Consider the following 19,644-nt stretch of genomic DNA (forward strand, 5'->3'; position numbering starts at 1 on the left):
AGCTTAGTACTTAGTCAGCTTACCCGCTATTTACTTTACCTAACACTATAAACCAAATTATTTTAGCTCAAATGTTTCTTCTATTTCTATTGCTGGAATGACCGATTGCACCATGGAGCAATTTTTCCGCGTTAATTCAAGTGCTTTTCGAACTTTCTCTTCTTTTAATCCTGTCCCTTTTATCATAAAGTGAATAGAGATTTTCTCAATGCGGTCCGCTTCATCTGGATTGCGTAACACGTCCGTTTGTATCGTTATGTCGTCAATGTCGATCCGCTGCTTAGCGAAGATTTTACGCAGCACGCCGCCGCTGCATACTGCAACGGACGAGACGAGTAATTGATATGGACGGAAGCCATACGATTCATCCCCTGAAATATGCAATTCCCCAAATGGGAAATCTGCTGTAAATCCGCCTTCTTTCATTTTAAATTCCATCTATTTTCATCTCTCTTTCATCTTAATACTCACTATTGTATCGAATCCATTCAATCGAGCCAATAAAAGAAGCTTGCATCTTTTATTGATTATGATATTATAAGTTTACATTATAATTATTATAAAATAAAAATTAATTTATTCTAATTGAAATTCCTTATCATTAAAGGATTACTGATGATAATCATCATCAATAAGCTGATTTTAATTCTCAATTAGATTAGGAGGATATGCAGATGACAACCTACACTGAGAATGTAACAGTACGAGAAAGCATATTTCATAAATTGGCTCCTCACATTGAATTAATTGCGGCGCTATTCAGTGGTGTACTTATTTTAGCCGGCTGGTTTCTTGACCGAAATGGCGCAGAAACGATTTCTGTCCTTGTTTATTTGTCCGCATTTGTCATTGGCGGCTATGCAAAAGCAAAAGAAGGCATTGAAGCGACCATTCAAGAGAAAGAATTAAACGTTGAGATGCTGATGATTTTAGCGGCCGCAGGATCAGCGGCGATCGGCTACTGGACAGAGGGCGCTATCCTTATTTTTATTTTTGCCCTCAGCGGTGCGCTTGAAACATATACAATGAACAAAAGCCAGCGTGAAATCTCTGCGCTCATGGACATCCAGCCGGACACTGCTCTTTTCATCCGTGACGGCATTGAAGAAACAGTCCATGTATCTGAATTAACGCGTGGCGACGTTATCATCGTTAAGCCGGGCGAACGAGTTCCCGCGGACGGCACCATTTCAAAAGGACACACAACGATCGATGAAGCCGCTATTACAGGAGAATCCATTCCCGTTTCAAAAAAAACCGGTGCTGATGTCTTTGCCGGTACAGTGAATATGACCGGCTCTGTTTACATTGATGTTACAAAGAAATCAGATGAAACTCTTTTCCAAAAGATTATTGATCTCGTTCAGTCGGCACAAAGTGAAAAATCTCCTTCGCAGCAATTTATTGAACGGTTTGAAGGAACATATGTAAAAGTCGTCCTTGCGGTTGTCGCATTAATGATGTTTTTGCCTTATTTTCTTCTCAGCTGGAGCTGGACAGAAACGTTTTACCGGGCGATGGTGCTGCTCGTTGTGGCTTCCCCATGTGCGCTTGTCGCATCTGTCATGCCGGCGACGTTATCCGCGATCTCAAACGGGGCCCGGAACGGCATTTTGTTTAAAGGTGGTGCTCACCTTGAGAATTTGAGCCATGTGAAAGCGATCGCGTTTGACAAAACAGGGACATTGACACTCGGGAAGCCAGAAGTCACCGATGTCGTCATTCGTGATGGGTTAAACCGCGCGGAGCTGCTTCAGGCAGTAGCGTCGATTGAAAGCCGGTCGAATCACCCGCTGGCGCATGCAGTTGTTCGGTACATTCAACAAGAACAACTTTCTTTTGCGCCGCCGGACCACCTTGAAGATGTCGCCGGTTGGGGTGTTCAAGGAGTTATTGGCGAAAAAGAATGGAAAATTGGCAAGGCTGCGTTTGTTGGCGAAGAAGGAGCAGCCACGTTTGCGAACGGTATCTCTTTACAATTTGCCGAAGAAGGCAAAACAACAATTTATGCAGCGGACAGTGAAGGCATTGCTGCCGTCATTGCTTTAAAGGACATTATTCGTGAAGAAACAAAACAAGCGCTGAAGATTTTGCAGGAAGAGGGCATTTTTACAATTATGCTGACGGGTGACAGCCAAAAAACAGCGGATGCGATCGCTTCTGAAACGGCACTCAATTCCTATATTGCCGAATGCCTGCCAGAGCAAAAAGTCGACCATATAAAGGACTTGCTCGAAAAGTATGGGACAGTTGCAATGGTCGGTGACGGTATTAACGATGCTCCAGCCCTCGCTACCGCTTCAGTCGGGATCGCGATGGGCGAAGGCTCAGATGTCGCGCTTGAAACAGCAGATATTGTTTTAATGAAAAACGACTTGCCGAAAATTGCCGAAGCGATCAAGCTATCTCGTAAAATGCAGCGGATTGTAAAGCAAAATATCATTTTTTCTATTTCGGTTATCGCTCTCTTGATCATCTCAAACTTTTTCCAGGCGCTTGATTTGCCCTTCGGCGTACTCGGACACGAAGGAAGTACGATTCTTGTTATTTTAAATGGTCTGCGTCTTTTGAAAAGCGCATAGGAAAACCCGCTTGAGAATAAAATTTCTCAAGCGGGTTTTTTTCAGTTTACTCCGCGCTTTTGATCATTACGGAGCGCGTTGACTTCACCACCGACTAGAAGGATCATTGCGGATAAGTAAAGCCAAATCATGAGGATGATGACGCCCCCAATGCTTCCATATGTGGCAGAATAATTACCAAAGTTATTGACATAAAATGAAAAACCGAGTGATACAATAATCCATCCAATCGTCGCAAAAATTGCTCCCGGCAAAACCGTCACGTATTTCACTTTTAAGTTTGGCGCTAAATAATACAAGCCTACAAACACCAGAAACAAAACAACTGGCGGCAGCAAAAAGCGAATCCATGTCCAGATGATTAAAAACTGGTCGCCCATACCAAGGAATTCAAACGCAAACTCGCCAATTTGCTCACCGAATACTTGAAGAATAAGCATGACGGCAATAATAAAGATAAATGCGAAGGTCAACAAAACCGACAATCCGCGCGCTACGTAAAAAGCTCTGGTTTCTTTTACGTCGTATGCGTAATTTAAGCCTTTAATCACTGCATTCATCGCATTGGACGCTGACCAGATTGTCCCAAGAACACCGACTGATAATAAGCCGCCATTTTGATTAGACGTGACTTCCAGCAGCGTATCCTGTACGAGGCTTAACGAATCGGAAGGTGCAAAGTCTTTAATAATGTTAAACACTTCATTTGGATCGATCGGAAGGTATCCAAGCAATGTTACCATAAAAATCATCAGCGGGAATAAAGCAAGCAGAAAGAAGTAAGCCATTTGTGCCGCTATACCCGGTACATCTGATGCTTTTACTCTTCGCATCAAGTGTTTAAAAAAGATACGAAATTCTGTTTTTTCATCTGTATGTTTTGCCAAAAATGCTCTCCTCCGTTATGACGACGGATATTGTGCGCTTGGTGACGAAGCTGCTGGATTTTGTTCATCCGGCACAAAAGTTGATTTCGTCTCTTGAACAAGATCTTTTACTTCCGGCGTCAACTCTTTTAAGTCATCTACTTTTCCTTTAATGAACGAAACATCTTCATTAATTTTTTGCGCTGTTTCAGTTGCCCGGTCGATCAGTTCACGTGATGACTCTGTTAACTGCTCTGGATCTTTCGCAAGCGCCATTATATAACTTGCCCATGAAGACATTTCCTGGCGCGTTCCACGGTCTAGAAGCGCGATTGTACCTCCGATAGCAGCACCTGCTGCCACACTTACGAAAAATTTGCTTTTACCCATTGAATAGTCATCCTTTCTTTATCTCAATATTGTCTAGTATTCGGCTTGCCATGCCGATTTTCCTTGTCAGATGTTGAAGCTTTTCCCTTATTAAAAAAAATCGAAACACATATTCATAAAAATAAATTTTATTTGAGTAATATGCAGGTTTTTCAGAATTGTCTTTTATAGTGAAAAATTAAAGGGGGGAGGGAGATTTATGGACCAAGACAAGCTTTTAGAAATGCTCGGCAGGATCAGTTCGTTTATTTGGGGGCCGCCGCTTTTAGTTCTTATTGTCGGTACTGGTATTTATTTTACGATGCGGATAGGCTTTCTACAAATACGTCTTCTGCCTTATTCACTTAAACTTGCATTCAGCAAAAATCAAGACACTCATTCCGAAGGGGACATCTCCCACTTTCAAGCGCTCATGACGGCGCTCGCCGCGACCATCGGGACCGGAAACATTGTTGGTGTGGCAGCAGCTGTATTGATCGGCGGTCCGGGCGCACTCTTTTGGATGTGGATCAGCGCTTTTTTTGGAATGGCCACAAAGTACGCGGAAGCGGTTTTGGCTGTAAAGTACCGTGTGCAAGATGAGAATGGCGAGATGTCCGGCGGTCCGATGTATTACTTGGAACATGGACTGAATCAAAAATGGCTTGGTGTCTTATTTGCTTTATTTGGTGCAATTGCGGCATTTGGCATCGGTAACCTTGTCCAAGCAAATTCGGTTGCAGAAGTTGTTAACTCAACGTTTAATGTACCCACCTGGGTAACAGGGCTTGTTTTAACGATTTTTACGGGACTTGTATTGCTTGGCGGCATTAAAAGCATTGGCCGCGTCACCGCCTTTTTCGTCCCGGTAATGGCTGCTTTTTACGTGATTGCCGGCTTAATTGTTTTAGCAATGAACCTGGCTGATATTCCGGCCGCACTGGCATTAGTATTCACCGACGCTTTCACAGGAGAAGCTGTCGCCGGCGGCGCACTTGGAACTGTTATACGCTATGGGGTTGCACGCGGAGTGTTCTCAAACGAAGCCGGTCTCGGTTCTGCACCGATTGCAGCAGCGGCGGCAAAAACGGATATGCCTGCCCGCCAGGCACTCGTTTCAATGACGCAAGTATTTATCGATACGATCGTCATTTGTTCAATTACCGGATTGGTCATTGTTTTAGCCGGACAATACGATTCTGGCCTTAAAGGAAGCGAATTGACTACGGCATCCTTTAGCGCGTTTCTTGGTTCAGCCGGCTCTTATATCGTGGCGATCGGTTTGTTGTTTTTCGCTTCTTCAACAATTATCGGCTGGTCGTACTACGGTGAAAAATGCTTCTCGTATTTATTCAGCAAAAAAGTTGTGAACTATTACCGCATCGTTTTCGTACTCTCCGTGTTCGTCGGTGCGGTGACTAGCCTTGAACTCGTTTGGACATTTGCTGATATTATGAACGGTTTGATGGCGCTTCCGAACTTGGTCGGCTTACTCAGTTTGTCCGGTGTTGTCGTTGCGGAAACACGCATTATTTTAAAGAAAATTAAAGAAGAAAAGCACACCGCTTAATCGCTTATTATACTTTATTGACAAGCGCTGCAAAACATGGAATGATTATAAAAAATGAAAAAGGTGACAAAGTCGTGGATTTAAGCGTAAAATCAGCCCAAAATATTCAGTATATGGTCAACCAAATTACAACAAAACTCCGGATGGTGAATACAGGCGCCATCAGCCCGGAACATTTCAGCACCTCTTCGTATGAAGATTTAAAAGACATTTACGATTTGGTCATCCGCAAGCAGTCGTTCAGCCCAAATGAAATGCAGGCGATTGCTGAGGAGCTTGGAAATTTGCGCAAATAAAAAAGATACCCGCTGGCTGTTGCCGCGGGTATCTTTTTTATCCGTTTATTGACTCTTCGTCTGTTTCTTCACTGATCAGGTCCATTTTGCGGCTGCCCCCTGCCTGAAATTTTTCAATATGATCACCTAATTCACTAGAATGCTGATCGAGCTGCGCAGCAATATGTGAAATGGCGTCCACTGACCGGTTTGTTTCCTGCACACTTGCGGCCGCTTCTTCAATTCCTGCCGCTGATTCTTGAGAAACCGCAGCAATATTTGAAATTGATTGATTCACTTTTACTGTATGATCCATTACGACATACAGCGAGTCTGAAATAGATGTAATATTCGTGCTTACCTGGCTGATCCGTTCTTTCATTTCACTAAACTTTTCACCAGTGCCGGTAATTTGGCTGCTTCCTTGCGCAACAAGGTCATAGCCGCTTTCGAGCGTCACAACCGCTTCAGCAGATTCCTGCTGAACACTCGCAATAATATCATTAATTCCTGTGATTGATTGAGCCACTTGCTCAGCCAGTTTCCGTACTTCATCCGCGACAATCGCAAAGCCGCGTCCGTGTTCGCCAGCCCGGGCTGCTTCAATGGCTGCGTTCAAAGCAAGCAAGTTTGTCTGCTCTGCTACTTGGCGGATAATACTGACGAGTTCCGTAATATCTTTCATCCGGTCATCGAGCCCTTTTACTTTTTGGAGCGCGTTCGTCATGTTTTGATAAATCGTATTCATTTGATCAACCGACTGTTTCATTTCGCTTTCCCCTTCATCGGTTAAAGAGACCATATCCGCTGCACCTTGTTTTACCTCTTCCCCGCTCATCGCCGCAATTGAAATATCCTCAACAAATTTTCCGAACATTTCAGTCAATGTGGAAGCCGATCGTGCCTGTTCTTCTGCACCTGCAGACATTTGCTGCATCATCGCCGCGACCTGGCCCGTTTCCTGCTGAATCCGATCTGACTGCTGATGAAGCGATGCACTTTCTTCTTCAACTTTTTTCGAAACGCCATTTATATCATAAAAAATTGAGCCAAGCTGGCTGTTCATTTCATTCATTGCCACAACGAGCTGTCCAACTTCATCATTTGATTTTGTGTGGAGAGGCTCTTGCTGAACACGCCCAGCAGCCATTTCTTTCATCCGGGCAGCCACTGCTTTCAGTGGACGAGTAAGGGCACGGGCGCTTCCCCATGCCAATACGATACCACCCATCAACGACACAATCGCCAAAATAAGACTGATTGCCATGGACTGTTGACCAAACGCGATAACGTTTTCACTTTGTGCTGCTATTTGCTGTGCATTTTCAGTTGAAATGTTTTCATCATTCAACAATTGTGGCAATGTCTCTGAAAGTAGATTTTCGGTATTATTATTTAAGATCGAGATTGAAATGAAATTCACTGCCGAAATGATAACCGCTAATGCAATTAAAATACCAAAGCTTAATAAAAGTTTTCCCCGCACACTCTTCATCGTTGACACCCCTTTAATAAATAAGCAAAACATAATAGTTCATATAACCCATTATACATTTATTCGCCTTCAAAAAACGATATTTTCCCAAAAAAAAAAGACCGCAGCATGGCGGTCTCATAGTGTAGACAAAGTTAAATTACAGGCTGATTGAAAACGTTTGTCAACAACCTGAAACCGCACATGGCGGTCTTTGATATTCAGCTTACTTATTGAGCAAGCAGCTTTAATGATTCACGGTTAAATGCTGGAATATCCTCTGGCTGACGGCTTGTTACAAGCTGATTTTGACAGACGACAACTTCCTCATCGTGAAGATTGGCTCCAGCGTATTCAAGATCAACGTGAATGGATTTAAACCCTGTTGCATCACGGCCTTCAAGTGATTTTGCCGTAATGAGCAGCTGTGGTCCATGACAAATGGCAAAAACCGGCTTTTTCGCATCCATAAATTCTTTTGTAAATTGAACGAAGCGGTCATCCGCCCGTAGCTGGTCTGGAGAAAAACCGCCTGGCAATAACAGTGCATCAAACTCGGAAGAATTCACTTCATCGATCCCTTTGTCGATTGAAACTGTCGCTTCTCCCTGTTTCCCTTTCACGGTTTTTCCAGCTTCTTTTTCAATATTAATCAGTTCATGCCCAGCTTCTTTAAAAGCTTTTGCCGGCTCCGTGTATTCTACGTCTTCAAACATATCTGTAATTAAAACAGCAATTTTCTTACCCATAATCAGTGTTTCCCCTCTCTTTGTTAACTTTCTTTTTTTATTCACAGTAAGAAGTTTACCCAGAGATTCAGCCTTTAAACAAAAAAAAAACAGAAAGGGTTCATTTACCCCCTTCTGTTATTGAATCGAAGAATTTGTAGATTGATCCGTTTCTCCCTGCGGCAAAATTAAAATTTCCACCCGCCGGTTCTGCGCCCGTCCATCAGCCGTGTCGTTTGAAGCGATCGGCTGATATTCTCCATATCCTTTTGCACTGAAAAGACGTGGATCAAGCTGTTCATTCTTTAAAATTTCTTTCATGAAATTAACTGCGCGCATCGCACTCAACTCCCAGTTCGAGTCAAATTGCGCCGTGCTAATCGGTAAGTTATCCGTATGACCGCTGATAATAATACTGCGCGGAATGTCCATTACAAGCAATTTTGAAATTTCCTGTACATTTTTAAGATGGACAGGCTGAATTTCAGCTTCACCGGAGTTAAACAAGACGTTATCGCGAATACGCAAAAGCAGGCCTTCTCCATTCAACGTCGTTTCCACTTTATCCTGCAAATTATTTTCTTTAATGTAGGCTGTCATTTTTTCCTGCATTTCCTGCAATTCTTTTTGATCCGCTGCTTTTAAATTTTCCTGCTCTTCTGTTTCAGACATAGATGGGTTGGAAACGGGACTTGGAAAATCGAGAACGCCGCTGCCGCCTTCCATCTCGTTATTAAAAGCAGAAGCAATGGCCTGAAACTTCTGGACGTCAACGGAGCTGCTCGCAAATAAAACAATAAATAAAGCGAGGAGCAGCGTCAGCAAATCCGCGTACGGTATCAGCCATGATTCATCCACGTGCTCTTCATGTTTTTTATGCCGCTTACGCTTCGCCATCCCCTAGTCCTCCTCCACTTACATTAAGCAGTTTTTTCTTTTCATCTGCCGGTAAATAAGAAGCCAGCTTTTGTTCAAGGGTGCGCGGGGCCTCCCCTTCTAAAATAGACAAAATACCTTCAACCATCATTTCTTTCACTTTTGCTTCCATCGCTGATTTGCGTTTTAATTTATTCGCAAAGGGATGCCATAACACGTAACCGGTAAAAATACCAAGAAGCGTCGCCACGAACGCTGCCGAAATCGCATGACCAAGCGCATCTGTATCACTCATATTTCCGAGTGCAGCAATCAAGCCGATAACTGCTCCGAGAACCCCAAGCGTCGGTGCATAAGTGCCGGCTTGTGTAAAGATAGCTGCTCCAGACATATGACGGTCTTCCATTGCCGCAATTTCTTCGCTCAGTACGTCACGGATGTAATCCGCACTTTGCCCATCTACTGCCAGACTCATGCCATTTTTCAGAAAATCATCTTCAATTTCATTCATTTTTGATTCTAAAGAGAGCAGGCCTTCTTTACGGGCAAGCTCTGCCCAGCTTGTGAACAGTCCGATAACTTCCTTGGGACTCAATCTTTTTTGATCTTTAAACAAAATGCCAAACAGCTTAGGCACTTTCTTTAAATCCGATCCAGGAAACGCAATGGTTACTGCTGCTACAGTCCCTACAATGATAATTAAAAAAGCAGCCGGGTTCACAAGAACAGCTGGGCTGACTCCTTTGGCCATCATTCCGACTCCGACCGCAATAATACCTAAAATAATACCAATAAGAGAAGATTTATCCATAATATGCTAGCTCCTTATTTTCATAGACTTTTTACTTATAATTCAGTTAAGGAATATTTTACACGTTTCGACAAAGAAAAAGAATGGCAAAGCTGTTACATAAATAGTCTTTTTGAATTAAAATTAATAAAATCTTATCATTAGATTTACATCTATTAGATAAAATAAAACCAATTCATAAAAGAACGAGGTCTTTTCGCCTATGATTACATTATTCTTTTTCTTATGTTCCTTTTTATAACAATTTTGTTTTTTCTGCGAAAAAAATTGCGTTTCGTCTTGAACGAACAGATCAATTAACGCAGCTTCCAAACCGAAGCAGCTTAGAAAAATTCATTCACGATCGGACGACTCCGCTTAATTTGCCGATTGCTGTCGTTGTGATTGATATTGATAATTTTAATTGGATTAATGAAGAATACGGCTATGAAAACGGAAATGCCTTAATCGTTGAATTTTCACAACGTCTCGTTTTTTCAGCTCCACCCCATAGTTTGGCAGCACGAATTGAAGGAAATAAGTTTGCTCTTGCCATTCCCGGCACATATAGCAGCCAGGAAGTCCAAACAATGCTTTCTGAACAATTTTTTGCCGCTGCAAAACTTTTTTCACGTTTTCGGCGAGCCGGTCCATCTTACTTTTTCAGCCGGTGTGACATTGGCCTCGGAGGATGGATCGGATTGTTATACTCTTTTGCGCCATGTAAAGCATAATGGGAAAAATGATATCGTCTTATACGATGCATCCTTTCAACAGCAGGATCTAGAACGCCAGCTTGCGATGAGCTTTCAGAGCGCCCTCCAAAACGGAGAGTTTTATTTGTGCTACCAGCCGAAATTTAATGTTCACAAAGGCTGTGTTGATTCAGTCGAAGCGCTGATCCGCTGGAATAGTCCAATTCATGGCGTCGTCTCCCCAGCCACTTTTATTCCTATTGCCGAAAAAAACGGGTTTATTTTTGACTTAACAAAGTGGATTCTAGGTGAAGCGTGCCGCCAAATGAAGCAATGGAAACAAATGAACCGTACGATTGAACGAGTGGCTGTCAATATTTCAGCCCCAATGTTTTTATCGGATCGACTCCCCAAAATGATTAGCCATATTCTTTATGATTCTCGCCTGGAAGCACGTCATCTTGAACTCGAAATAACGGAAACTGTGATTATGGCGCACTTTGATGCTGCTCTTACCATTATTAATTCTTTAAAAAAAGAAGGTATTTCGATTTCCCTTGATGATTTTGGCACATGGGTTTCTTCGCTTACTTATTTAAAGAAACTCCCCATTGATACACTAAAAATTGATAAGTCATTTATCGATGGTGTCCATACATCCTTCGAGGACAAAGCACTTGTTGAAATGATCATTCAGCTTGCGAAGTTGTTTAAGTTGTCTGTTGTGGCAGAAGGTGTGGAAAAACAGGAGCAGATGAGCATTTTAAAAAAATTGGGCTGCGACTCTATTCAAGGCTATTTAATTAGCTGGCCCGAACGCCCTGACATTTTAGAAGCACGTTACGCGCAGAAAAAATACGGTTCATAATAAAAAAAACGCAAAATCCGAATAGGGTTTTGCGGTCAGCCTGTCGACAAAGTCTTCAGTTTTTTTGAAGGGGCCGATAGGTGAAGCAAAAAGGACTTCGCTTTCCGCGGGCAGTGCGTGAGCCTCCCCGTCGCTCCCGCTCCTGCGGGGTCTCACGTTCACCGCTGTTCCCGTAGGAGTCTGCGTCCTTTTTGCTTCACCCCGTTTTTTGGCTGGCTTATATTCGCGAAAACGAGTGGGCATCGTAAGGGTCCCGTTTCGGCGCTGCCGCCAGTGGAGCGTGTCCGTGAGAACCGGCGATGCTCTTATTGAAACAGCGGCGGCGGGCTTGCGGCGAAGACTCCTGCCCGCGGAACGCGAAGTCGCGAGCCTGCCGCATTTTGGCTCCAATCAGAAAGCTATAAACCACCATCACCAAAGAACAAGGATGAAGATGAAGAAGAAAAATCAAATGTGCTGACAAAAGGGTTTATTTGTCTAAACTCTGACCGCAGAATCCAAATAGGGTTCTGCGTTTTTCATTTAAGACTGCAAGGCAAGCGATGGACCAAAAAATTCGTATTTTATATTTTGTTTATCAAAGCCCAGTTCATTCAAATGCTGCACAACCGCCCGCATAAACGGAACTGGACCGCAAACGTAGCAAATGCTCTGTGAATCAATCACTTTCTGTAAAAAGTCTTTACTAATAAATCCGGTCACATCGCATACATCTGACTCGTGCTTTTTCTCTTCATAGGCAATGTACACTTTTCCATCTGACAGCTGGCTGATTTTTTCTGCTGATTCCCTGCCAAATGCGTGCGCTTCTTTATTGCGAGCCGCGTGAATAAAGACTGTTTTTCGGTTCGGTTCGTTCGCAGCAACCGCATCAAGCATTGCCATCATGGGTGTTACACCGACACCACCGGAAATAAGTGCGACAGGCTGCGTGCTTTTTTCCAAATAAAAATCACCCGCCGGCGCACTTACTTCGATCGTATCCCCTTCTTTTAATTGATCATGCAAATACGTTATTGGATCTGCAATAACAATATAGAAAATGTATGTTTTGAAAAATGTTCATAATTGCACATCGTTCTTTTCACGTGACATAATAGGTATATAGGACAGGTGAGGAAAATGAAATTAACGCTTTATACAGATTATTCCCTTCGGATGCTCGTCTTTCTTGGAGCAAAAGAAGAAGGTGAATTATCAAATATTAGAGAAATTGCGGATGCATATAATATTTCAAAAAATCATTTAATGAAAGTAACCCACGAACTGGGCAAACTCGGTTATATTGAAACAATTCGAGGACGAAATGGCGGCATCCGGCTTGCTAAAAATCCTCTGGATATTAATATTGGCGAGGTCGTCCGGAAAACAGAAGATGACTTCCATCTTGTTGAATGTTTTGTTGATCCCGGGCGTTGTGTCATTACGCCGATCTGCGGATTGCGGCACGTATTTGCGGAAGCGCTGCAGGCATTTATGTCGGTGCTGGACCGCTATACATTGAATGATTTTTTAGCCGATAAAGACATGCTTCGTATCTTTTTGGAATCTGACGCTTCTATTACGTAATGGAGCGTTTTTTTTGATAAACTGACTATACTACTTATATAAAGGAGAATATCAATGACAAATTTTCAGGAACAATTAGAAAAATATGCGCAGCTGTCGGTTTCAACAGGTGTAAATGTTCAGCCGGGCCAGACCCTCGTCGTTCGTGCGGCGATTGATTCAGCACAGCTTGTCCGTTTAATCGTTGAAAAAGCATATAAAGCAGGCGCCAAGCACGTATATGTCGACTGGAGCGACGATGCTGTCTCTAAATTAAAATATACACTTGCACCGGAAGAAGCATTTCATGAATTCCCTGAGTGGAACAAACAAATGATGGAATCACTTGCAGAAGAAGGCGCCGCATTTATGTCGATCGTTTCATCTGGCCCGGATTTGTTAAAAGGGGTCGACGGAAAACGAATTGCCGCTTATCAAAAAGCAGCTGGTGCCGCGATGAAAAAATACCGGGAATACATTCAGTCTGATAAAGTAAGCTGGACGGTTATTGCAGCTCCTTCACAGGACTGGGCAGATAAAGTATTCAGCGAACTTCCTGAAGAGGAGCGAACCCCAGCTCTTTGGGAAGCGATTTTCAAAGCAGTACGCGCTGATCATGCCGATCCGGTGCAATCATGGAAAGACCACGATGCCCGCCTTTGTGAAAAAGTAGCCGTATTGAACGAGCAGCATTTTAAAACACTTCATTATACAGCTCCCGGAACGGACTTAACGATCGACTTGCCAGACACACATTTATGGGTCGGTGCGGGCAGTACAAGTGAACAAGGACACAGCTTTATGGCAAATATGCCGACGGAAGAAGTGTTTACGGTCCCTGTTAAAACAGGTGTTAATGGCTATGTAAAAGCGACAAAGCCGCTCAGCTATGCAGGCAACATTATCGACGGCTTTACCGTTACATTTGAAAACGGGCGTATCATCGATGTATCTGCTGAAGAAGGGGAAGATGTGCTGAAGCAGCTTGTCGATACAGATGAAGGCTCTCATTATTTAGGGGAAGTGGCGCTTGTCCCTCATGACTCACCAATTTCAAATGCGGGCATTTTGTTTTTCAATACACTCTTTGATGAAAATGCATCGAATCATTTAGCCATCGGCAGCGCTTATGCATTTTGCATCGAAGGCGGCAAAGAAATGTCGCAGGAACAACTTGAGAAAAATGGTTTAAATACAAGCATTACCCACGTTGACTTTATGATCGGTTCCGCTGAGATGAACATTGACGGCATTAAAGCGGATGGTACACGTGAAGCCGTTTTCCGCAACGGCAACTGGGCGTAATGAAACTATAGAAAAGATCCAGTGCCGCAAATAAGCGGCACTGGATCTTTTCTGTTATAAACTAAATTCATTCAAGCGATTATAGTATTTAATGAGAAATTCATAAAATAATTTTTCGGATGGCGGTATTGTTCTCGATTTGGTTATGATGACGCCAACCGTTCTAGTGACCCGCGGCACACTGACCGGGATACTGACTGTGCCTACCGGCGTCTGGTCAATTAACAGCGTCTCCGGCAGCAGGCTGACACCGAGCCCTGCTTCTACTAATCCTTTAATTGTATAAATATCTTCGCTCTCAAATGCCACGGCAGGTTCAAAATTCACCTGTTTGCATGCATCGATGACGAGCGCCCGCATATCATATCCCGTCCGGAACAAAACAAACTGGTCATCCATCAAGTCGCGCAAGTTAATCGATACTTGCTTGGCAAGCCGGTGATGCGTAGGAATTAACGCTCTCATATGCTCAGAGAAGAAAACGTGCGTATCAATTTCAGCAGTTGCTTCTGGTACAGGCGAGACAAACGCCAGATCAATTTCGCCTTTTTCCACCCGGTCGCGCAGTTCCCTGTTCGACCCTTGCTTAAAATCAAATCCGACATCCGAATATTGGTTTCGGAAAGCGGAAATGACCCGCGGCAATGTTTTCGTCGCCAGCGAGTTCGGAAAGCCGAGACGAATTTTTCCAGCTTCTGGATTCAAATAATCTTCAATTACCTGCACCGCTTTATCCATTGCTTCCATTGCAATGACAGCATGATCATAAAAAATGCGGCCGGCGTGCGTTAAACGCACACTCCTTCCTTCCCGTAAAAAAAGCTCTACTCCAAGTTCATCCTCGAGCTTTGCAATTTGGCGGCTGACCGCAGACTGGGCGACATGAAGACGAAATGCAGCTTCCGTGACATGTTCCTGTCGTGCTACTTCCATAAAATATTTCACTTGTCTAATTTCCATTTATATCCACACCCTTCAACTCATATCATTTCGAGATGAATAACTGATTAATAATATATTGATTGTATCATTTATCGTCTTTACAATAAATATTAACAGAGAAAGATGATTTGAACGCGGAGGTGCACAACATGAATCTATACGGTTACCCGGAAAAACAGGGCTTGTACGACCCACAAAATGAACATGATGCATGCGGTATCGGTTTTATCGCGAATATTAAAGGACGCCCATCCCACAAAATTGTGCAGGATGGTATTCATATGCTTTGCCGCTTAGAACACCGCGGCGGAAACTTGAACGGAACAACAGGCGATGGTGCAGGCATCATGTTGCAAATTTGTGATGATTTTTTCCGTAAAGAATGTGAAAGCTTGAACATTACATTACCTGCTCCGTATGAGTATGCAGTCGGTATGTTCTTCCTTCCTAAAAACGAAAAAGAACGTCAGCAGATTCAAGTGGAAACAGAACTGATTCTTCATGAAGAAGGATTAAAACTTCTCGGCTGGCGTGACGTTCCGGTCAATCCAGAGGCAGCTGGACCAGAAGCGCTTGTCATCGCTCCATATGTAATGCAATTATTCGTTGAAAAAAGCAAAAAACATGAAACAGAAAAAGATTTTGAGCGCGCACTCTATATAATGAGAAAACGCGTCGAAAATGAAATTGGTCATAATCCGGATGTGAAAGGTACGTTTTACATTCCGAGTTTTTCAACACGGACCATCATTTATAAAGGAATGCTGACACCAGAGCAAATCGATCAATATTACATTGACCTTGCAAAAGAAGACTACCAGTCCGCCTTTTCACTCGTTCACTCTCGTTTCAGTACAAATACATTCCCAAGCTGGGAACGTGCGCATCCATACCGCTACTTGATTCATAACGGTGAAATCAATACGAACCGTGGAAACGTCAGCTGGATGCAGGCACGTGAAAAAGCCGGCTATTCAAAATTGTTCGGCAATCAATATGAAGACCTTTTGCCAATCATTGATACGAACGGCAGTGACTCGGCGATGCTTGATAACGCGGTTGAGTTTTTAACACTGTCAGGACGCTCACTTCCTCATGCGGCAATGATGCTGATTCCCGAGCCTTGGGACCGTGATCCGCATATGGGGGATCCGAAAAAAGCTTTTTATGAATACCACAGCTGCCTAATGGAGCCTTGGGACGGACCAACATCGATTTCATTTACGGATGGACGCAAAATCGGTACGATTCTTGACCGTAACGGTTTACGCCCAGCCCGCTACTATGTGACGGATGATGACCACATCATTTATTCATCTGAAGTCGGCACAATCGAAGTCGATGAAAAACGCATCGTGAAAAAAGAAACGGTCAGCGCCGGTGAAATGCTTCTTGTTGATTTGGAAGAAGGACGTATCGTGTCTGATGAAGAAATCAAGCGGGAAATTACAACAGCTGAGCCTTACCGTGAATGGCTTGACAATAATTTAACACATATTACAGATCTTGAAGAAGCCACTGACGCACAAGATGAGTCATTTACCGACGAAGAGATACTGAATCTTCAGAAAACATTCGGCTACACGTATGATGAATTAACAAAACAGATCGCGCCGATGGCAACGGAAAAAGTAGACCCGATCGGTTCAATGGGGTATGATGCGCCGCTTGCGGTTCTATCTGAACGCCCGCAGCTTTTGTACAATTACTTTAAACAGCTTTTTGCTCAAGTAACAAATCCGCCGATTGATGCGATCCGTGAAGATAACGTCGTATCTATGATGACGCTTCTTGGCAACGAAGGAAACATTTTAACTCCTTCTGCAGAAAACAGCCGTCGCATCCGCTTGGAAACGCCGATTCTTAGCGAAAAAGAATGGAACAAAATTGCGTTAAACAAAAAAGAAGCATTCAAAACAGAAACGCTCTCCCTTTTATTTAACGCAAAAGATAAAACGTCTTTATCGGAAACGATGTCACAACTGATTAAACAAGCGGATGAAGCAATTGAAAATGGCGCGTCACTCCTCATCTTGTCAGACCGGGGTGTATCAAGCAAAAAAGCAGCTGTGCCTGCCCTCCTTGCAGTGAGCGGTCTTCATCATCACTTAATTAAAACAGGACGACGCACCAATGTCAGTTTGATTCTTGATACGGCGGAAGCACGTGATGTTCACCAGTTCTGCTGCTTGATTGGTTACGGTGCAGATGCGATTTATCCGTATCTTGCGCTCGCATCTCTTCGTTCGATGGTGGCAGATGGCAAGATTCAAAACATGTCGACGGAAGAAGCAGAGAAAAACTACAACTATGCGGCAACAAGCGGCATTGTCAAAGTAATGGCTAAAATGGGTATTTCAACGGTTCAAAGTTACCGTGGCGCGCAAATTTTTGAAGCTGTCGGTGTTGGCCACGACGTCATTGAAACATACTTTACCGGTACAACGACAGCACTCAGCGGCATTACACTTGATGTTATTTTAAACGAAACACTTATCCGTCATCACGATGCATTTGGCAAAGGCGAATTCAGCGATCCGACGCTTGATTCGAGTGGTGAGTTCGCATGGAGACGCACAGGTGAAAAACATGCGTTTAATCCAAAAACCATTCATATGCTTCAGCATGCATCACGGACGAATGATTATGAGCTATATAAACAATATTCATCGCTAATAAACGAGGAAAACGTTATGTTCCTTCGCGGCTTGCTTGATCTTGATTTCTCAGTCCGTCCATCGATTCCGCTTGATGAAGTTGAACCGCTTGAAAACATCTTTAAACGGTTTAAATCCGGGGCGATGTCTTACGGTTCTATTAGTAAAGAAGCACATGAATCATTAGCAATTGCCCTTAACCGTTTAGGCGGTAAAAGCAACAGCGGTGAAGGCGGCGAAGATCCTGGCCGCTATCGCCAGGATGCCAATGGAGACATGCGTTCAAGTTCGATTAAACAGGTGGCATCCGGCCGTTTCGGTGTCACAAGTGAATATTTGAATACAGCAACAGAAATTCAAATTAAAATGGCACAAGGCGCAAAACCGGGTGAAGGCGGACACTTGCCTGGCAAAAAGGTTTACCCTTGGATTGCGGAAACACGCGGCTCAACGCCAGGTGTTGGCTTGATCTCACCTCCTCCTCACCATGATATTTATTCAATCGAGGATTTGGCGCAGCTTATTTATGACTTGAAAAATGCAAACCACAAAGCACGCATTAACGTGAAACTCGTGGCGAAAACAGGTGTCGGCACAATTGCAGCCGGTGTAGCAAAAGGTTTGGCAGATGTTATTCTCGTCAGCGGCTACGAAGGCGGTACAGGTGCTTCTCCGAAAACAAGTATTAAACACGCCGGCATCCCGTGGGAAATCGGCTTGGCTGAAACACACCAGACTCTTCTTATGAATGGCCTGCGCGAAAAAGTAACGCTTGAAACAGATGGAAAATTAATGAACGGCCGCGACGTTATCATGGCAGCTCTTCTCGGTGCCGAAGAATTCGGTTTTGCGACAGCTCCACTTGTTGTTCTTGGCTGTATTATGATGCGTGTGTGCCATATGGATACATGCCCGGTTGGTGTTGCCACACAAAACCCGGCTCTTCGCGAAAAATTCATGGGCGATCCGGATCATGTTGTCAACTACTTAACGTTTGTGGGGCGTGAAATCCGTGAATTGATGGCTGAGCTTGGTTTCCGCACAATCGACGAAATGATCGGACAGAAACAAGTGTTAAAGCCGCATGCGCGGAAAGATCAGCATCCGAAAGCAAAATACTTGGACCTGTTTCCTCTTCTATATATGACGCCGCTTAAACCCGGCCAGAAACAGTACAAAACGAAAGATCAGGACTATAAATTAGAGCGTACGATTGACCGTCGTCTTCTTTTAGACGCCGTTCGCCCGGCGCTTGAAAATAGGGAAGTTGTTGCAGGTGAGTTTGACATTGTCAATACGGACCGTGCAGCGGGTACAATTACGGGTTCAGCTGTCACGCTTGCATACGGGGCAGAAGGTCTCCCTGACAATACAGTTCAATTCACGTTTAACGGGTCTGCCGGACAAAGCTTCGGCGCGTTCCTTCCAAAAGGATTGACGTTTACTGTAAACGGCGATGCGAATGATTATTTCGGCAAAGGATTGTCAGGCGGACGCCTCGTTGTCCGTCCACATAATGACGCTAATCTTGTACCGCATGAACATGCGATTTGCGGAAACGTAAACCTGTATGGCGCAACAAACGGAGAAGCGTTCATTAACGGACGTGCCGGCACACGCTTTGCGGTTCGTAACAGCGGCGCGGATATTGTTGTTGAAGGCATTACCGATCATGGCTGTGAGTACATGACAGGCGGACGGGTTGTCATTCTTGGTCCAACCGGCCGGAACTTCGCTGCTGGTATGTCCGGCGGTATCGCGTACTTATATATAACGGAGCGCGATTATACGGAAAGCCGTGTAAACCGTGAAATGGTATTAACAGAATCATTAGACGGTGCACAGGAAGAATCTGAACTAAAAGCGCTTATTACAAGCCACGTTCAATGGACAGGCAGCCCGCTTGCCGCTTCCATTTTAGAAAACTGGGAAACGGAGAAAAACAACTTTATCCGTGTCATCCCTCATGAATATAAAGAAATGATGAAATCCATTTCCTACTATGAGCAGCAAGGAATGAAAACGGCTGACGCGAAATATGCCGCATTCACAGAGAAAAAAATGCCAGTCGTTGAAAACGCATAGAAAGGAGAATGAAT

17 protein-coding genes are annotated in these 19,644 nt (G+C 43.8%); 8 read left to right on the forward strand and 9 right to left on the reverse strand.

Annotated elements, in window-relative coordinates; genetic code table 11:
* Nucleotides 1-57: 57 nt before the first annotated feature.
* Nucleotides 58-438: an OsmC family protein gene (locus NLX67_RS06985; protein WP_046181093.1), complete on the reverse strand. Its 381-nt coding sequence runs from the start codon at nt 436-438 to the stop codon at nt 58-60.
* 236 nt (nt 439-674) lie between these two features.
* Here NLX67_RS06985 and NLX67_RS06990 point away from each other — a divergent pair, with 236 nt between their 5' ends.
* A complete protein-coding gene (locus NLX67_RS06990) occupies nt 675-2,582 on the forward strand; it encodes a heavy metal translocating P-type ATPase (protein WP_254310861.1) in 1,908 nt (635 codons plus the stop codon).
* A gap of 41 nt (nt 2,583-2,623) precedes the next feature.
* Here NLX67_RS06990 and NLX67_RS06995 read toward each other — a convergent pair whose 3' ends face one another.
* Both NLX67_RS06995 and NLX67_RS07000 read right to left on the reverse strand, forming a co-directional pair.
* Nucleotides 2,624-3,469: a YihY/virulence factor BrkB family protein gene (locus NLX67_RS06995; RefSeq protein ID WP_082091610.1), complete on the reverse strand. Its 846-nt coding sequence runs from the start codon at nt 3,467-3,469 to the stop codon at nt 2,624-2,626.
* Between the two features lie 15 nt (nt 3,470-3,484).
* Nucleotides 3,485-3,838: a YtxH domain-containing protein gene (locus NLX67_RS07000; protein WP_254310863.1), complete on the reverse strand. Its 354-nt coding sequence runs from the start codon at nt 3,836-3,838 to the stop codon at nt 3,485-3,487.
* A gap of 199 nt (nt 3,839-4,037) precedes the next feature.
* Here NLX67_RS07000 and NLX67_RS07005 point away from each other — a divergent pair, with 199 nt between their 5' ends.
* Nucleotides 4,038-5,387 carry an alanine/glycine:cation symporter family protein gene (locus NLX67_RS07005; RefSeq protein WP_254310864.1) on the forward strand — a complete coding sequence of 450 codons (1,350 nt, stop codon included), beginning with the start codon at nt 4,038-4,040 and terminating at the stop codon, nt 5,385-5,387.
* A 74-nt stretch (nt 5,388-5,461) separates the two neighbouring features.
* The gene (locus tag NLX67_RS07010; RefSeq protein ID WP_046181118.1) at nt 5,462-5,683 is read left to right on the forward strand and encodes a DUF1128 domain-containing protein; all 222 of its coding nucleotides are present in this window, start codon (nt 5,462-5,464) and stop codon (nt 5,681-5,683) included.
* Nucleotides 5,684-5,720: 37 nt separating this feature from the next.
* On the opposite strand, the gene NLX67_RS07015 is transcribed toward NLX67_RS07010, so the two are convergent.
* From NLX67_RS07015 to motA, 4 genes are all read right to left on the reverse strand, one after another.
* Nucleotides 5,721-7,157, reverse strand: a complete 1,437-nt coding sequence (locus NLX67_RS07015; RefSeq protein ID WP_254310866.1) for a methyl-accepting chemotaxis protein — start codon at nt 7,155-7,157, stop codon at nt 5,721-5,723.
* Between the two features lie 209 nt (nt 7,158-7,366).
* Nucleotides 7,367-7,885, reverse strand: a complete 519-nt coding sequence (locus tag NLX67_RS07020; RefSeq protein WP_069937969.1) for a type 1 glutamine amidotransferase domain-containing protein — start codon at nt 7,883-7,885, stop codon at nt 7,367-7,369.
* 117 nt (nt 7,886-8,002) lie between these two features.
* Entirely contained in the window at nt 8,003-8,761 is a 759-nt protein-coding gene (motB, locus tag NLX67_RS07025) for a flagellar motor protein MotB (RefSeq protein ID WP_254310868.1), read from the reverse strand.
* Nucleotides 8,748-9,551, reverse strand: a complete 804-nt coding sequence (motA, locus tag NLX67_RS07030) for a flagellar motor stator protein MotA (RefSeq protein WP_046181098.1) — start codon at nt 9,549-9,551, stop codon at nt 8,748-8,750. Before motA ends, motB begins: the two co-directional genes overlap by 14 nt.
* 266 nt (nt 9,552-9,817) lie before the next feature.
* On the opposite strand from motA, the gene NLX67_RS07035 reads away from it, so the two are divergent.
* Both NLX67_RS07035 and NLX67_RS07040 read left to right on the forward strand, forming a co-directional pair.
* Entirely contained in the window at nt 9,818-10,264 is a 447-nt protein-coding gene (locus tag NLX67_RS07035; protein ID WP_309143120.1) for a GGDEF domain-containing protein, read from the forward strand.
* A complete protein-coding gene (locus tag NLX67_RS07040; RefSeq protein WP_254310870.1) occupies nt 10,209-11,093 on the forward strand; it encodes a putative bifunctional diguanylate cyclase/phosphodiesterase in 885 nt (294 codons plus the stop codon). Before NLX67_RS07035 ends, NLX67_RS07040 begins: the two co-directional genes overlap by 56 nt.
* Before the next feature lie 522 nt (nt 11,094-11,615).
* On the opposite strand, the gene NLX67_RS07045 is transcribed toward NLX67_RS07040, so the two are convergent.
* Nucleotides 11,616-12,101 carry a ferredoxin reductase domain-containing protein gene (locus tag NLX67_RS07045; RefSeq protein ID WP_254310872.1) on the reverse strand — a complete coding sequence of 162 codons (486 nt, stop codon included), beginning with the start codon at nt 12,099-12,101 and terminating at the stop codon, nt 11,616-11,618.
* A gap of 114 nt (nt 12,102-12,215) precedes the next feature.
* On the opposite strand from NLX67_RS07045, the gene NLX67_RS07050 reads away from it, so the two are divergent.
* Both NLX67_RS07050 and NLX67_RS07055 read left to right on the forward strand, forming a co-directional pair.
* Complete coding sequence (locus NLX67_RS07050) at nt 12,216-12,662, forward strand: RrF2 family transcriptional regulator (protein WP_046181101.1); 447 nt, start codon at nt 12,216-12,218, stop codon at nt 12,660-12,662.
* Nucleotides 12,663-12,716: 54 nt separating this feature from the next.
* Nucleotides 12,717-13,946, forward strand: coding sequence for an aminopeptidase (locus NLX67_RS07055; protein WP_046181102.1), 1,230 nt, complete (start codon nt 12,717-12,719; stop codon nt 13,944-13,946).
* 54 nt (nt 13,947-14,000) lie between these two features.
* On the opposite strand, the gene gltC is transcribed toward NLX67_RS07055, so the two are convergent.
* Nucleotides 14,001-14,906 (reverse strand): glutamate biosynthesis transcriptional regulator GltC, encoded by a 906-nt coding sequence (gene gltC, locus NLX67_RS07060; RefSeq protein WP_254310874.1) that lies wholly within the window; start codon nt 14,904-14,906, stop codon nt 14,001-14,003.
* A gap of 131 nt (nt 14,907-15,037) precedes the next feature.
* On the opposite strand from gltC, the gene gltB reads away from it, so the two are divergent.
* The gene (gene gltB / locus NLX67_RS07065) at nt 15,038-19,630 is read left to right on the forward strand and encodes a glutamate synthase large subunit (RefSeq protein WP_254310876.1); all 4,593 of its coding nucleotides are present in this window, start codon (nt 15,038-15,040) and stop codon (nt 19,628-19,630) included.
* Nucleotides 19,631-19,644 lie beyond the last annotated feature (14 nt).

Source organism: Domibacillus sp. A3M-37, from assembly GCF_024213455.1.
GTDB classification, from domain to species: Bacteria; Bacillota; Bacilli; order Bacillales; family Domibacillaceae; genus Domibacillus; species Domibacillus tundrae.

Excerpts from the sequence above, each read along its gene's own strand:
- NLX67_RS07015 (WP_254310866.1), bottom strand. The coding sequence starts at position 7,157 with ATGAAGAGTGTGCGGGGAAAACTTTTATTAAGCTTTGGTATTTTAATT.
- motA (WP_046181098.1), bottom strand. The coding sequence starts at position 9,551 with ATGGATAAATCTTCTCTTATTGGTATTATTTTAGGTATTATTGCGGTC.
- NLX67_RS06985 (WP_046181093.1), bottom strand. The coding sequence starts at position 438 with ATGGAATTTAAAATGAAAGAAGGCGGATTTACAGCAGATTTCCCATTT.
- NLX67_RS07055 (WP_046181102.1), top strand. The coding sequence starts at position 12,717 with ATGACAAATTTTCAGGAACAATTAGAAAAATATGCGCAGCTGTCGGTT.
- NLX67_RS07000 (WP_254310863.1), bottom strand. The coding sequence starts at position 3,838 with ATGGGTAAAAGCAAATTTTTCGTAAGTGTGGCAGCAGGTGCTGCTATC.
- NLX67_RS07050 (WP_046181101.1), top strand. The coding sequence starts at position 12,216 with ATGAAATTAACGCTTTATACAGATTATTCCCTTCGGATGCTCGTCTTT.
- gltC (WP_254310874.1), bottom strand. The coding sequence starts at position 14,906 with ATGGAAATTAGACAAGTGAAATATTTTATGGAAGTAGCACGACAGGAA.
- motB (WP_254310868.1), bottom strand. The coding sequence starts at position 8,761 with ATGGCGAAGCGTAAGCGGCATAAAAAACATGAAGAGCACGTGGATGAA.
- NLX67_RS06990 (WP_254310861.1), top strand. The coding sequence starts at position 675 with ATGACAACCTACACTGAGAATGTAACAGTACGAGAAAGCATATTTCAT.
- NLX67_RS07020 (WP_069937969.1), bottom strand. The coding sequence starts at position 7,885 with ATGGGTAAGAAAATTGCTGTTTTAATTACAGATATGTTTGAAGACGTA.
- NLX67_RS07005 (WP_254310864.1), top strand. The coding sequence starts at position 4,038 with ATGGACCAAGACAAGCTTTTAGAAATGCTCGGCAGGATCAGTTCGTTT.
- gltB (WP_254310876.1), top strand. The coding sequence starts at position 15,038 with ATGAATCTATACGGTTACCCGGAAAAACAGGGCTTGTACGACCCACAA.